This is a genomic window from Paenibacillus solanacearum (genome assembly GCF_910593845.1).
Taxonomy (GTDB): domain Bacteria; phylum Bacillota; class Bacilli; order Paenibacillales; family NBRC-103111; genus Paenibacillus_G; species Paenibacillus_G solanacearum.
Map to the genome: position 1 here is coordinate 93,968 of NZ_CAJVAS010000010.1, position 14,161 is coordinate 108,128.

Annotated in this window: 12 protein-coding genes; 6 read left to right on the plus strand and 6 right to left on the minus strand. The window is 56.7% G+C overall.

Annotated features, from left to right (window positions below; translation table 11 throughout):
* Positions 1-64 precede the first annotated feature (64 nt).
* Positions 65-262: a cold-shock protein gene (locus tag KXG62_RS13435; protein ID WP_036680064.1), complete on the minus strand. Its 198-nt coding sequence runs from the start codon at positions 260-262 to the stop codon at positions 65-67.
* A 93-nt stretch (positions 263-355) separates the two neighbouring features.
* Entirely contained in the window at positions 356-1,081 is a 726-nt protein-coding gene (locus tag KXG62_RS13440; RefSeq protein WP_218092489.1) for a class I SAM-dependent methyltransferase, read from the minus strand.
* A 305-nt stretch (positions 1,082-1,386) separates the two neighbouring features.
* On the opposite strand from KXG62_RS13440, the gene KXG62_RS13445 reads away from it, so the two are divergent.
* Positions 1,387-1,620, plus strand: coding sequence for a hypothetical protein (locus KXG62_RS13445; RefSeq protein WP_218092490.1), 234 nt, complete (start codon positions 1,387-1,389; stop codon positions 1,618-1,620).
* Between the two features lie 308 nt (positions 1,621-1,928).
* On the plus strand, positions 1,929-2,732 hold the full coding sequence (locus KXG62_RS13450) for a TerC family protein (RefSeq protein WP_218092491.1): 804 nt from the start codon (positions 1,929-1,931) through the stop codon (positions 2,730-2,732).
* A 106-nt stretch (positions 2,733-2,838) separates the two neighbouring features.
* On the opposite strand, the gene KXG62_RS13455 is transcribed toward KXG62_RS13450, so the two are convergent.
* Positions 2,839-4,533: a thiamine pyrophosphate-binding protein gene (locus KXG62_RS13455; protein WP_218092492.1), complete on the minus strand. Its 1,695-nt coding sequence runs from the start codon at positions 4,531-4,533 to the stop codon at positions 2,839-2,841.
* A gap of 164 nt (positions 4,534-4,697) precedes the next feature.
* On the opposite strand from KXG62_RS13455, the gene KXG62_RS13460 reads away from it, so the two are divergent.
* From KXG62_RS13460 to KXG62_RS13470, 3 genes are all read left to right on the plus strand, one after another.
* Positions 4,698-4,880 (plus strand): hypothetical protein, encoded by a 183-nt coding sequence (locus KXG62_RS13460; RefSeq protein ID WP_218092493.1) that lies wholly within the window; start codon positions 4,698-4,700, stop codon positions 4,878-4,880.
* Positions 4,881-5,111: 231 nt separating this feature from the next.
* Complete coding sequence (gene pepF, locus KXG62_RS13465; protein WP_218092494.1) at positions 5,112-6,902, plus strand: oligoendopeptidase F; 1,791 nt, start codon at positions 5,112-5,114, stop codon at positions 6,900-6,902.
* Positions 6,903-7,039: 137 nt separating this feature from the next.
* Positions 7,040-9,514 carry a beta-propeller domain-containing protein gene (locus KXG62_RS13470; RefSeq protein ID WP_246627434.1) on the plus strand — a complete coding sequence of 825 codons (2,475 nt, stop codon included), beginning with the start codon at positions 7,040-7,042 and terminating at the stop codon, positions 9,512-9,514.
* A gap of 168 nt (positions 9,515-9,682) precedes the next feature.
* On the opposite strand, the gene KXG62_RS13475 is transcribed toward KXG62_RS13470, so the two are convergent.
* The 3 genes from KXG62_RS13475 to KXG62_RS13485 all read right to left on the minus strand — a co-directional run bounded on the left by KXG62_RS13475 (position 9,683) and on the right by KXG62_RS13485 (position 12,844).
* The gene (locus KXG62_RS13475; protein ID WP_218092495.1) at positions 9,683-10,510 is read right to left on the minus strand and encodes a DUF92 domain-containing protein; all 828 of its coding nucleotides are present in this window, start codon (positions 10,508-10,510) and stop codon (positions 9,683-9,685) included.
* A gap of 106 nt (positions 10,511-10,616) precedes the next feature.
* Positions 10,617-11,249 (minus strand): fumarylacetoacetate hydrolase family protein, encoded by a 633-nt coding sequence (locus KXG62_RS13480; RefSeq protein ID WP_218092496.1) that lies wholly within the window; start codon positions 11,247-11,249, stop codon positions 10,617-10,619.
* Positions 11,250-11,266: 17 nt separating this feature from the next.
* Entirely contained in the window at positions 11,267-12,844 is a 1,578-nt protein-coding gene (locus KXG62_RS13485) for a CapA family protein (protein ID WP_246627435.1), read from the minus strand.
* Positions 12,845-13,245: 401 nt separating this feature from the next.
* Here KXG62_RS13485 and KXG62_RS13490 point away from each other — a divergent pair, with 401 nt between their 5' ends.
* Positions 13,246-13,998, plus strand: coding sequence for a metallophosphoesterase family protein (locus tag KXG62_RS13490; protein ID WP_218092497.1), 753 nt, complete (start codon positions 13,246-13,248; stop codon positions 13,996-13,998).
* Positions 13,999-14,161: the final 163 nt, after the last annotated feature.

The following is a 14,161-nucleotide window of genomic DNA, read 5'->3' on the forward strand; positions in this document are numbered from 1 at the left end:
AAAAAACTTATATCGATTCAACCATTGTCCGAAACGGACCGGTTGGTTTAGTTAGTTTTCAATCTTACAGTTTGTGAACGTTAGCTGCTTGTGGTCCGCGGTTGCCTTGAACGATTTCGAATTCAACCGATTGGCCTTCTTCCAACGTTTTGAAGCCGTCGCCTTGGATAGCAGAGAAGTGAACGAATACGTCGTCGCCGCCTTCTACTTGAATGAAGCCGTAGCCTTTTTCTGCGTTAAACCATTTTACTGTACCTTTCAATGAAAACAACCTCCTAGATGTATCGCCATCATGGGCGAATGTGTAAATTATATCACCGTTATAAGGATAAATCAACTCGCTTAAAAATATGCGTCAGCGCTCCGAAGTGTGCTTAAAGACGCATAAAAGCTCAGAAGATCCTGGAATGAAGGGCAGCTCCGACGGGACGAATTCCACCTGCGCGCCGCGCTTGCGAAGCTCGTGGACGAGCCGCTCCATGTGCGGGTAACGATCCCAGCCGAGCGTATAGATCGGGTACATCCGCACTTGGCCGCCCGGCCTGCACACTCGGAGCAGCTCAAAGACCGCTTTCTCATGAAACTCATAATCGAACTGTTCGTGGTACAAAAACAGGAAATGGCTGCAAAGCACCAGGCCGAACGTATCGTCCTGGAAAGGCAGATTCGGCAGTCCGGCGTCAACGTACTTGACTTTCTCCGTGTCGCTCCGGTAATCGGCGATGAAACGTTCAAGCGCTTGCTCCCGCATAGCGCGGTGCTGCGTCAGGCTGCCGTAAAAGCTCCAGTCGAACTGCCGCTCCAGCCTTGACAGCTTCTCTGTCGAAACCTCAATCTCGCGCACACCGTGCGCATATATACTCTCAGGCGGCATCACATAGAGCGGATCGGCCGCCGAGACCTGTATTCCTTGTCCGGATAATACCGCAGCAAATGACGACGCCCCGCCGGAAACGTCCAATACCGGACCTCGCGGCGCCAGCTCCGACTCCAGCGCAAACATTCGCACGTACTCTTCATATGACCGGCATGTCATGGCCACACCCGTCTGTTCATACTTTGGCTGTTGCTGTTCACTCATCTCTTCTCAGCTCTCCTCTGCTCGGCTAATTATAATTACTGCGTCTTGCGATAAGCCCCCACCTGCCCTCCGGCCTTGGTGCTGGAGCTTATCGCACATTGTAGCACTGCGGTCGCCCGGTTGGCAATAGCTTCCTTTCATTTATTATTTCAGTTATAGTTTCGTCCGCTTTCTCGTGAAAACGTTCGATAACATATCCTATCAGCTATGAGCCTATGAGCCAGGCTTCTTGCATTTCCGCTCCCGTTGCGGTATCATTTCGCGCATGGACTATCATAATTCACGAAACGGAGCCTGCGAATATCATGATCAAAAAACATATTATATACAAGAAGGACAAATGGAACATGCTCACCGTCGAAGTCAACGGCAAGCAGCTCATTTTGCGCGAAATATCCGATCAATGGGGCGAAGACTGCCGTACGTTTTTAAGCCGACCGGAAATGATGCATTGGGTGAACGAGCGGTTCTCCAAGGCGTCGTTCGAAGACGGCGAAGAAGAGTACGAGCGGATCATGGAAGCGTTCAGGCAAGTATAACGCGAATGCAGCCGGTTGAGTCTGCAAGAAGCAAAAACTAGACAGAAGCAAAATCTAGGCTTGACTCTCGCCTTGTCCATTCGTTATAATAAGGGCAATTACATAAGGATGTCCTCCAAAGGGGAGTAGCTGTTACAGTAAAGTCGTCAGTTCGGGTTCCTATCAGAGCCCCGGCTTTATTGGCAACGAAACGTTGTTAGCAAGACCTTTGCCTATAATGGTAAAGGTCTTTTTCTGCGTATGAAATGACCTTTACCGTATGGTAGAGGTCATTTTTGTGTAAATTACGAAAAAAGGAGTGGCTCAGCATGGAACTTTTGTCCGCTGAATTTTTTGCCGCATTGCTCAGCATCATTCTGATCGACCTTGTGCTGGCAGGTGACAATGCGATTGTCATCGGACTTGCCGCCCGCAATCTTCCGAAGACGCATCAAAAACGCGCTATCATCTGGGGGACGGTGGGCGCCGTCGTCATTCGCGCGGCTGCGACGCTCGCCGTCGTATGGCTGCTGGGACTCCCGGCGCTGCTGCTGATTGGCGGATTCATCCTCATCTGGATCGCCTACAAGCTGCTCGTTGATAAGAAAGACCACGCCATTGAAGCAAGACCTCAGCTATGGCCGGCGATCCGGACGATCATTATCGCCGATGCGGTGATGGGCTTCGATAACGTTATGGCGGTCGCGGGAGCGGCGCACGGCGATTTCCTTCTCGTCGTCATCGGCTTGTTGATCAGCGTGCCGATCATGGTGTGGGGAAGCACGCTCTTCATCAAGTGGGTGGAGAAATACCCTTGGATCATCTATATCGGTTCGGCGGTGCTGGCGTTTACGGCCGCAAAAATGATCACTGGCGATCTGTACGTCAAAGTATTTTTTGAAGAAAACGTCATTCTGAAATGGGTCATTGTCGCAGTCGTTGTCGTCGGAGTGCTGCTCGCAGGCTTGTGGAAAAAAATGCTCGGCTTCTTGATCTCGGTGAACGAGCGGGGGCAGCTGACCATCCCGCACGAGCTGGAGACGGAAGCGAATATTCAGCCCGACGATAATTTCCGGGTAAGCCGTGACGAGAAAGGACGCCTCGTCCTTGTGAAGCTGGAAACGAACAGTTAACCTGATATCGCAAATGAAATAGCGGATCGGCCGCAAAGCCGGGGAACGATCGGAAGCAGCGATCGGGAAGCCCTCGGCCTTGCCGGCCGATCCGCTTTATTTTATGTCATATCTTCGTATGCGGTACCGGAATGCAGGCTGTCGCTGCTTCGATGAGCACCGGCTTGCGAGAGCCAAGCGCTTGCTGCAGTTGCTGCGCGAGTTCATCCACCGTCGCTGCCTTCATGCCCGTGCCGCCGCAGGCTTGAGCCATCAATGCGAAATCGGGATTGCGGATGACGCTGCCCAGCGTACTCATTCCCGCCGCTTCCATCCGATGCTTCTCCATCGCATAGGCGCCGTTGTTGCATACAATCCATACGATCGGCAGCTGCTGTTCGACCGCCGTCTGGAATTCCATCATCGTCTGCACGGCCCCGCCGTCCCCGGCGATCGCGATCACCTGCCGGTTCGGATAAGCGAGCTGCGCCGCGATAGCCGCCGGCAGTGCGAAGCCAAGCGTCCGCCAACGGCCGGAGACCAGGATGTCCTGGGACGGTTTCGCCTGGAAGATGCGATTGAACCATAAGGTCACGTCGCCGGTGTCAATAGCGATCACGGCGTCGTCCGAAGCCTGCTCTGCAATCAGCTTCATAATGCGCTGCGGCGGGATCGGCGTCCCGTCGCCGGAGGCCTCCGTCTCGATCTGCCGCTTCCACTTGGCGGTCGTTTCTTTGATCCGCGCCAGCCACGGGCTGCGGTCCTGGCTAGAGGCAGCGTTCAGCCGTTCGCTCAGCTTGGGCATGATCTGCGACAAGTCGCCGACAATCCCTTTGTGCAGCGGATGCCCGATGCCGAGCGCCTCGCGGTTTTTATCGACCTGCACGATCCGTGCCTGTACTGGGACATAGTCTTCCGGCCACCAGGTGGCGCCGAGCATGACGATCACATCGGCCTCGGCAAGCAGCACGCTGGACGCTTCGCTCCCCGCTTGCCCCAGCCCGCCGGCATACAGCTCATGGTCGTTCGGGAACAGCGGCCGTGCCGGCAGCGTCGTCACGACCGCGGCGTTCAACTGCTCGGCTGCGGCCCTCACCTGCTCCCGCACCGAAGCCACGCCCCGGCCGATAAGCAGCACCGGACGCTGCGCCGCACTGAGCAGCTGTGCGAGCTCCTCGGTCTCTGTATCCGCAGCGTATAACGGCTGATAGAGGTGGCTGCCGTATGGCGCAGGCTCCCCCGCTACCAGACTTGCGTACAGATCCTTCGGGACGGACAAGAGCGTCACCTGTCCTTGCGCAGCCGAATGAACGAGCAGTTGCTCCATCAGCTGCGGCAGCGCCTCCGGATGGGCCAGCAGCTCGGAACGGCCGCTGACGGCGGCACACAGCTTTTGCTGGTCGATATACTGCTTCGCCCGCGTGCCGTACTTCGACGTGTCCACTTGTCCCGCGAGCACGAATACCGGGCTTCGGTCCTGCGCAGCGTCCGCCAGCCCGTTCAGCATATTCGCGATCCCGGGACCGCTGGTGGCAAGGCATACCGCAAGCCGCCCCGTCAGCTTCGCTTCCGCGGAAGCCATCAAGGCAGCCCCGCCCTCGTGCCGACACGGAACATAGCGGATCGCGTTCTGTTTGCCCAGCTCATCCAATAAACTTAAATTGGCGTCGCCGATCACGCCATAGATGCGTTCCACCTTCCAGAGACGAAGCTGCTCGACAATAAACTGCGCTGCCGTCCGCTGCGCCAGGGGGAGCGGCTGCCCCGCATTGACCGGGTCTTGCGGCCTCGCAGGGGGAGATAAAGTGGCTGTATCGCTCATGAAAACAATCTCTCCTTTTCTTGTCTACCATAGTCTGTGTCCACCCTAGTTTGCCCTTCCGCCTAAGAAACACGCGGCAGCGGCTGGAGGAAATCGCCTTTGCTTGGCGAACATAGTGTAGAATGAACATATCGTAACCATACTGGGACCAGAGGTGACAATGGATGAATAATGCCGCGTCGATTATTACGTTTTTGATCGTTTCTTTTTCGCTGGCGCTCATACTGATCATGAAGAAAGACAGCCTGCCTTCCGGGGTGAAGCGTCCGCTGGCGCTGCTGGCACTCGTGATGGTGGCGTTCTCGTTCGCGCTGATCGTATACAGCTTTTTGGCCGCTCCGATGTAGAGCCTGAGTCATTAGACTTCTTCCTGCAAATTCCATATACTAATATTTGAGCCGCGCTCCGCCCATACTATACAAAGCTTTCCTGATGGACATCTTATCTATGGAGCGTGAGCGGCGATGCGACTGATCCCCATATGGTTAACCGCGATGCTGCTTTCCGGCACGCTTGTTGCTCCCGCGATCCGGGCGGACGGCATGGCGAAACCAAATCATTTGTCAAGGAGGGCTCCCATGAATCAAGTACTGAAACGAAGCGAGGTTCCCGCAGAGCATCGCTGGAATCTGGAAGACATGTTCAAGAACCAGGAAGCCTGGAACAAGGAATTCCAAGAGGTTCAGAGCGAGCTGAAGGAAGTCGCCCGTTTCCAAGGGAAATTAAGCGACGCTTCCGCCATTAAGGAATGCTTCGATCTGGAGGATCAAATCTCGCAGAAAACGGAACGTTTATACGTATACGCCAACATGAAGCATCATGAAGACATGGCGGACCCTACATACCAGGCTTTATCGGATAAAGCGACCAAACTGAGCGTCCAGACGGGCGAAGCGACTTCGTTCATCTCCCCGGAAATATTGAGCCTGTCCGACGAGCAGCTGCAGAAGCTCGTAAAAACGCCGGAGCTCTCGTCCTACAAACGGACGCTGGAGGAAATGATCCGCCAGAAGCAGCATGTACTCAGCAAAGCGGAGGAAGCGCTGATGGCGCAGGTCGGCAATATGTCGCAAGCGCCGAGCACGATCTTCGGCATGCTGAACAACGCCGATCTCAAATTTCCGAAAGTAAAGAACGAGAAAGGCGAAGAAGTCGAGCTGACGCACGGTCGCTACATTCAATTTCTCGAAAGCCGCAACCAAAGCGTCCGCAAGCAGGCGTTCGAAACGATGTACGCGACGTACGCGAAGCAGAAAAATACGATCGCCTCGACGCTGTCGGCTAATGTGACCAAAAACATTTTTTATGCGAAGGCGCGCAAATACCCTTCCGTTCTGGAAATGTCGCTGTTCGGCGATAACATCGACAAGGAAGTGTACACGAACCTGATCGATGCCGTCCACGAAGCGCTGCCGCTCATGTACCGGTACATGGAGCTCCGCAAAAAGCTGCTGAAGGTCAACGAGCTTCATATGTACGACTTGTTCGCGCCGCTGGTCGAAGAGTTCGATATGGACATTACATACGACCAAGCGAAGCAGACGGTGAAGGAGAGCTTGAAGCCGCTTGGGCAGGACTACTTGAACGTGCTGCAGCGAGGCTTCGACAACAGCTGGATCGACATTTACGAGAACGAAGGCAAACGCAACGGAGCCTACAGTTGGGGAGCGTACGGCACGCATCCTTACGTACTGCTCAATCATAAGGACAACCTGAACAGCATGTTCACGCTGGCGCATGAGATGGGCCACGCGCTACATTCGTACTTGTCCGACGAAAATCAGCCTTACCGCTATGCGCAGTACACCATTTTCCTGGCGGAAGTGGCTTCCACGCTCAATGAAGCGCTGCTGATGGATTACTTGCTGAAGCGGACGACCGATCCGAAGGAGAAAATGTATCTCCTCACCTATTACATGGATCAATTCCGTACGACCGTATTCCGCCAGACGATGTTCGCGGAATTCGAAAAAATCATTCACGAGAAAGCGGAGCAAGGCGAGTCGCTTACGCCGCAGCTGCTCAGCAAAGTGTACTACGACCTGAACGTGCTGTATTACGGTAAAGACATGATCGTCGATCAGGACATCGAGATGGAATGGGCGCGCATCCCCCACTTCTACAACAGCTTCTACGTGTACAAATACGCAACCGGCTTCTCGGCGGCGACCAGCTTCGCCAAGCAAATTTTGGACGAAGGCGCACCGGCAGTCGACCGCTACCTTGGTTTCCTGAAGAGCGGAGGCAGCGACTACTCGATTAATATTCTGAAGCGCGCGGGTGTCGATATGTCCACGCCAGAGCCAATCAAGCAAGCGATGAGCGTCTTCAAGGATTTGCTCGGACAAATGGAAGAATTGGCAAAATAACGAGCGACCGAGGCCGGCCATTCGCCGCTTCGGTCTTTTTTTGTGCAAAAAAACGGGGACAACCGTTATCTCAGGTGAAACATCTTGACTCCATCCTGCGTCAGAAAGGTAAATGTATCCTATGGGGGGAGTTTCAGGTGAAAAAAAGTACGCTTGTCGCAACGCTGCTTGCGATGACCCTTCTGACTTCGGCCGCGCCCGTGCAGCCGTCCAAAGCAGCCAGCACTGAAGGGGGCATCGCAGTACAGCTCAACGGCAGCCCTGTCCGGCTGGCCGTCGCTCCGCGTCTGGTCGGCAGTACGCTCATGATCCCGCTCCGCGACATTTCCGAATCGCTCGGCGTCACGATTGCGTGGGACGAAGCACAGCAGACGGTGACCGCTGCGAAAGGAGATCGCATAATACGCTTGACTGCCGGAAGCAAAGAGGCGATTCGCGGCAGCGCCGCCGTCCAGCTGGAGGAAAGCCCTCTGCTTAATGACGAATCGCTGCTCGTCCCGCTCCGCTTCTTCAGCGAATCGTTCGATTTCAACGTGTATTGGGACGGACTGAATGAGACCGTCTCGATTGTGGACGCGGACAAAAGCTTGCCGACCGTCGGTTCGCTCGAACGAATGCAGCAATTGCTGAAGGATTCGCCCGCCGCCGGCTCGTATCGTCTGATGGCCAAAACGATGGTGACGATGGATTCCGCGGCGGCAAAATCGGAAGCGTCCGCGGCGGTTCCTGCGTCAGCCGCTTCCTCGGCCTCCGGTTCCGCCGCAGCTGGAGGCGGCAGTCCTTCCTACTCCGGTACGAATGTGCAGGTGGAAGGCGTTGATGAAGCCGACGTCATCAAGACGGACGGTACGTACATTTATCAGGTGAACCGCAACCGCGTCCTCGTCACCAAGGCGTATCCGGCGGAAAGCATGAGCGTCGTAAGCACGGTATACTGGTCCGACCCGAACTTCAATCCGCGGGAAATTTATGTGGACGACAACCAGCTGATTGTCATCGGCAATACGTACTATCCGGACCCAAGCGGATCGGTACAGCCTGCTCCTGCGGTCTCAAGATCGGGCTCCGACATGGCGGTCAGCAGCAAAATCGCCATCTGGCCTGTACCGCGCGGCCGTTCGGCGACCAAAGCAATCGTATACGAGCTCGGCGACCGAACGAATCTGAAGCCGGTCCGCGAAGCGGAATTGGAGGGCAGCTACATCTCCTCCCGCAAGGTCGGCGATTCGCTGTATATCGTGGCGAACAAAGGCATCAACTACCGGGTCATGCCGCTGAACGGCACCTCCGCGGCCGAGCCGGCAGCCATCGAGACGCCGTCGTACCGCGATTCCGCCGCAGGCGACGCTTTTATTCAAATCGGATTCGAGGATATCCGCTATTTTCCCAAATCGGTTGAGCCGAATTACTTGCTCGTCGGCGGTTTAAGCGTGAGCCAGCCGGATCAAAAAATGCAGGTCACCAGCTACCTTGGCTCCGGGCAGTACGTCTATGCGTCGCAGAACAACCTGTATGTTACGGTGAATGAGTATGAACCTGCCGCTCAACCGGCGGAACCGGCCGAGCCGTCGGCAGATCAAGCAGGCGAGCCTGCGGTGAAGCGGCTGCTCCCAAGACCGGCTCCGATGGACTCGAGCAGTGTCGTCTACAAGTTCGCCATGAATAACGGCCTGGTCCAGTACTCCGGCCGGGGCAAGGTGCCCGGCCAGCCGCTCAATCAATTTTCGATGGACGAATCGAACGGCTACTTCCGCATCGCCACCACGAGCGGCGAAATGTGGCGCAACGATGAATATACGTCCAAGAACAATATATACGTATTGAACGATACGATGAACATCACAGGCAAAATCGAAAACATTGCGCCGGGGGAACGCATATATTCAGTCCGTTACGCCGGAAACCGCGCCTATATGGTAACATTTAAAAAAGTGGACCCGCTGTTCGTCATCGACCTGAAAGACCCGGCTGGCCCGAGCATTCTCGGACAACTGAAAATACCGGGCTACAGCGACTACCTGCACCCGTATGACGAAAATCATATCATCGGCTTCGGCAAAGATACGGTGGAAGTCCCGAACAAGAGCGGCATTCCGGGCGCCGATACGACCGCCTATTATCAGGGCATGAAGCTGGCGATGTTCGACGTGACCGATGTGGCGAATCCGAAGGAGCTGTTCAAAGAGGCGATCGGCGATCGGGGCACGGACTCGGAGCTGCTGCGCAATCACAAGGCGCTGCTGTTCTCCAAGGAGAAAAACTTGCTCGCCTTCCCGGTTCGCGTCGCGGAAGTGCGCACGCCTTCCGACGCGGCCGGATCGGCCAAGGAGGCTAGCCGTTACGGGGAGTTTACGTTCCAGGGTGCTTATGTATATCAGCTCGACCTGACGAAAGGGTTCCAACTGCGGGGCAAAATTACGCATCTGTCCGACAGCGACATCCAAAAGGCAGGCCGCTCCTGGTACGGCAGCGATAAAAATATCGAGCGGCTGCTGTATATCGGCGATACGCTGTATACTTCGTCGCAAGGCATGATCAAAGCAAACGATTTGACCGACTTGCGCGAGATCGGCACCTTGACGCTGCCGCCTTGGGAGCCGAAAAGGCCGTAAAGCTTGGCATTTTCGCCTCCGTACGGTACAATGGGCACAAGAATGAACCCGGATGGAGGCCTTTCGCATCATGGTTACCGCCATTATTATCGTCAGCATTATTATTGCGCTCATCATTTCGGCCATGGCGATCTACGTCACGAACAAGGCGTATTCCCGCAAGGACGATTAGCGCAGCCATACCAGAAGAAGCCAGCCGATCAGCCCGCCGATAGCGGAACTGATCGCATTGACGGCATCGTTGCTCATCCACGATGCCCCGCGAATCCGCACCGCCGCTGCGTCGCAGTGGCGGTTTTTTTCGATTTCTTTGCCGCAGACCGGACAGCGGTACATCGTTTGCAGGACGGCGCCGAGCCAGGAATCGGCCAAGGAACCGAGCAGGCCGCCGGCAACGCCCATCAGCGCCAGACCGAGGGCGGAAGAAGCGCCGCCGTAATTCGCTTCCGGCCCGCCGGCGAGCGTCAGCAGCAGCCATCCGGCAACGCCGATGAACAGCCCGCCGGCCGCCGAAGCGGCCAGCCCAAGCGGCGTGATGCCACCCGAGGTGCCCGCGGGAACTTGGCGGCCGCTCACAATCGAGCGCGGCGTCGTGCGGCTGAGGCCGCCGACCTCGGTCGCCCACGTATCGGCGTTGACCGTCGCCATCACGCCGATGAAGGCGGCCCACCACGCCGGGTGCGGCGCCAGCGCGTGGCCGAGGCACAGCAGCAGGCCAAGCCCGCCGTTCGCCGCCACTTGCCCGGCATCGCGCCGCCCCGACTTGGCGTAGCCGCGCTCGGCGGCCGCTTTCTTGCGGCCTTTCCACTTCGACAGCAGCGTCGACGATATAAAGAATGCAATCAGCGTGCCGAACCAGGCGGCGCTACCCGCGGCATACATCAGCGTCCCGAGCACGACGGCAGCGGCAAAGCCCGATGCGGAAAGCGACCGCTTCGCGTATGCCGCTCCGGCGATGGCCGCACTGCCGGCCAGACCGATCCCAATGTCGAACATCCGTTCCTTCCCCTTTGCCAATGGATTATGGAGAACAAAGCGCAACAAAGGCTACCCTAGGCAGCCTTTGTGTCGTCCATTTTCTCTCGGTTATTTCGTTTCGCGCTTATTCGCCAAGCCGCGCGGTAAACGCGCCGAACGCTTCCGTTCCCCAGTACAAGATGTAGCGGTCCCCGTCCTTCACCGCGGCCACGCCTGCCGGCGTGCCGGTATAAATAATATCGCCCGCGCCCAGCCCGTAATGCCGCGCTATATAATCGATGACCGTCTGGAAATCGAAGATCATGTCGTTCAGGTTTCCCCGCTGCACTTCCATCCCGTTCTTCACGAGCGTATATTCCACCTGCTTCACTTCCTCGAATCCCGGAAACGAATGGAACGGCGTGAGCGCGGCCGAATTACGGAAGCCTTTGGCTGGGAGCCAAGGGTGACCCTTCTTCTTGAGCACGGACTGCACGTCGCGAAGCGTGAAATCGATGCCGAGCGCCATACCGTCCACCAGTTCGTTCACTGTAAGCCCGGGCTCGTAGTCTCGTCCGATGCGCAGCACGAGCTCCGCCTCGAAGTGCACTTCCCCGCGGCTGTCCGGCAGCGCGATTTCGCCTCCATCGATCGCTGCGAGCGCATGCGTCGGCTTCGTGAAGATCATCGGCTCCTCCGGCACGTCATTTCCCAGCTCCGCCGCATGCAAGCCATAATTGCGGCCGACGCAATAAATATTGCGAATCGTATCGCTCATCTTCGTCACTCATCCTTTTATCTCATGTTGGTTTGTTCGGGCCCTGCCGTCTTCGATTCCGGCGGCGGTGTGCCGGATTTCTTCGTCTCGGTCTGCTTCGAACCGGCGCCTTGCTTCGTGTCGCCCTGCTTGGTCTCCGATTGCTTCGGATCGCTCTGTTTCGCGCCCGATGACTTCGGATCGGGCGTTTTGGTCCCGCTCTGCTTCGGATCGGAGGGCTTCGCCTCGCCTTGTTTCGTATCGCCGGGCTTCGCGGTTCCCGTTCCCGTCTTCGTCTCTCCTTGCTTAGCGCCGCTGCTGCCTGAGGCGCCGGACGATTGCGTCGACGTCGATGCGGGTGTCTTGGCGGAATCCGAAGTCTTGCCGGTATCCGCTGGCTTCTGCGTACTATCCTGCGGCTTGACGATGGAAGACTTGGGCGTCCGGACCGGACCGAGCGTTATTTTCCCTTCCTTATCGATTTTCGCATTGACCGATATTCCCGTCAACCGTTCGAACAGCTTCCAGCCGTCTTCCTCCGGCATTTGGATCGGCTGAGCCCATTTCGTAATGATCGGCACCATGCTTAATTCGCAGGCGCGCGCTTTCGTACAGGATGCTTGCAAGATCATGCTTTCCCAAGTCATCGGATTATTGTTGGTCGTGAAAATAAAATTGCCTAGACTGTAGGCGATCCATTTGCCTTTATACTGCTCGAAGCCCTGCAGCACGTGCGGGTGGCTCGCGATGACAAGATCGGCGCCGTTGTCGATATACAGATGCGCCAGGTCGGTCTGATGCTTCACCTGCAAGTCGTTCCGCTCCTCCCCCCAATGCGCGATCACGACGACCAGATCGGCCTGCTCCCTGGCCTTGGCGATCGCTTCAAGCGGAAGCTTGGTGCTGTACGTCTCCGCCAGCCCCGGCTTCGATTTGCCTACATACCAGCTCGTCTCTGGAATGACCCGGCTGAAGCCGAGAAAGGCAATCTTCATACCCTGATGGTTCATGATGACCGGACGATACGCTTCTTCAGTATTGCGGCCTGCGCCGACGCGCAGGATGTCCTGCAGATCCAAATAATCGAGCGTATCGACAAGCCCTTCCTGCCCGTAATCCATGCTATGATTATTGGCCAAATTCACCAAATCGATCCCGGCCTTCTTCATTTCCGGCAGCATGTCCGGACTGGAGCGGTACACGTATTCCTTCGTCTGCGCCGCCCCCCGCTGCGTGATCGGCGTTTCGAGATTCGCCACCGCAATATCGGCTTGTTCCAGATACGATTTGACGTATTTGAACGGATATTCCTTGCCTTTCTCGCGGATCAAATCGCTTACCTTATCGGCAAACATCACATCGCCGATAAACGCAAGATTCACGCGTTCTTCCGGAGCCGGCGGCACGGCCGCTCCGCCGGAGGAATCCGCAGGCGGCTTGTCATTCGGCGCCGTGCCCGCGGGCGGCTTCGATTCGCCGCCAATCGGCTTGCCGGATACGCCCGGCGACTCCGCGGCAACTTGCCCCGGTCCCGGCTGGGACGGCTGATCAAGCCAATGAACGAGGTATGCGAACGAACCGATCGTCAGCGCGGTCAGTACGCCGATTTTGAGCAACAGCGTTTTTTTAAATTTCGTTTCCTTATGCTTTTTATGTTTCTCAGAACGCGATGTAATGGTAACCTACTCCTTTTCGCGGCTGCCTGTTCCAAAACGAGCGCACATGTTCTCATTGGTCCATTATACCAAATGTTCCGGCCGAGGTCATGGGCCAAAGTTCCAATAATAATCGGTAAGCGCGCATACCGATCGGTAGGAAATGAAGATGGCGCATCCGGCATTCGGACATTTGGCGCGATCCGGCATTGCTTTTTCCATTGAATCATGCGCGCTGGAGCCATCTTCGCATAAGGCTGTTCGCCGTTTCCGAGATTCAGCGTGTCAGCGGGTTCCCGAGGTGTGGTATAATGGGCACAACAAACTGGAATCGATTACCACCATCCTGGAGGAATGTATTCGTGGACAACATTGCCATCATCTCCGACATTCACGGAAATATTCCCGCCCTTGAAGCGGTCGCAAATGACATACATAGCCGGGGGATCCGGCGCATCATCTGTCTCGGCGACCTTGTCGGCAAAGGCCCCCAGCCGGCGGAAGCGGTCGACCGGATTCGCGAGCTTTGCGAAACGACGGTGCTCGGCAACTGGGACCTCGGCATCGGCAACCCCCAAGTGCTCGAAGCGGGCAAATGGCAGCTGCAGCAGCTTGGCGCAAACCGGCTGAACTACTTGACGCAGCTGCTGTTCTGCGCGGAGCTGACGATGAGCGGCCGGCGTATCCGGATGCTGCATGCCTCCGCCCACAGCGTCTATCGCCGGGTACACTGCGATGCGGGCATTGAAGAACAGCTGGCCTTGTTCGCCAACACGGAGCTGACGGGCGATTTCGACGGTATCGCGGGACTTGCCCCCGATGTCGTCGGCTACGGAGACATCCATGTCCCTTTCGTGCGCATGCTCGAATCGCAAGAACGGCAAGGACTGATGCTGTTTAATGCGGGCAGCGTGGGCGCTCCCTATGACGGACTGGCGCAAGCCAGCTATGCCATTGTGGAAGGCATCATGCACGAGACCCGGCCGGCTCCGTTCTCCGTCCGACTCGTGCGCGTGCCGTACGATGTCGAGCGCGTGATCAGAATTGCCGAGCAGGCGGGCATGCCCGAGCTCGACCGGTTCCGCTACGAGATGCGCAGCGGACGGGTGCAATAATGCTCTGCTTCTCACCCGGATCGGGCGCTAAGCTAATGTAAGGTTATCCACACCCGCGGGACGCCCCAGCGCCCCCTATGCCGGAACGAGACCACTGCGATCCCGATGATTGGCTGCCGCTGCCAAGCCATGCGATGAGCGCGCCGAATTGTGCTATAATACA

Coding starts and splice junctions, on each gene's coding strand:
- KXG62_RS13460 (WP_218092493.1), top strand. CDS start 4,698: ATGAATAATGCCGCGTCGATTATTACGTTTTTGATCGTTTCTTTTTCG.
- KXG62_RS13450 (WP_218092491.1), top strand. CDS start 1,929: ATGGAACTTTTGTCCGCTGAATTTTTTGCCGCATTGCTCAGCATCATT.
- KXG62_RS13455 (WP_218092492.1), bottom strand. CDS start 4,533: ATGAGCGATACAGCCACTTTATCTCCCCCTGCGAGGCCGCAAGACCCG.
- KXG62_RS13445 (WP_218092490.1), top strand. CDS start 1,387: ATGATCAAAAAACATATTATATACAAGAAGGACAAATGGAACATGCTC.
- KXG62_RS13480 (WP_218092496.1), bottom strand. CDS start 11,249: ATGAGCGATACGATTCGCAATATTTATTGCGTCGGCCGCAATTATGGC.
- KXG62_RS13475 (WP_218092495.1), bottom strand. CDS start 10,510: ATGTTCGACATTGGGATCGGTCTGGCCGGCAGTGCGGCCATCGCCGGA.
- pepF (WP_218092494.1), top strand. CDS start 5,112: ATGAATCAAGTACTGAAACGAAGCGAGGTTCCCGCAGAGCATCGCTGG.
- KXG62_RS13440 (WP_218092489.1), bottom strand. CDS start 1,081: ATGAGTGAACAGCAACAGCCAAAGTATGAACAGACGGGTGTGGCCATG.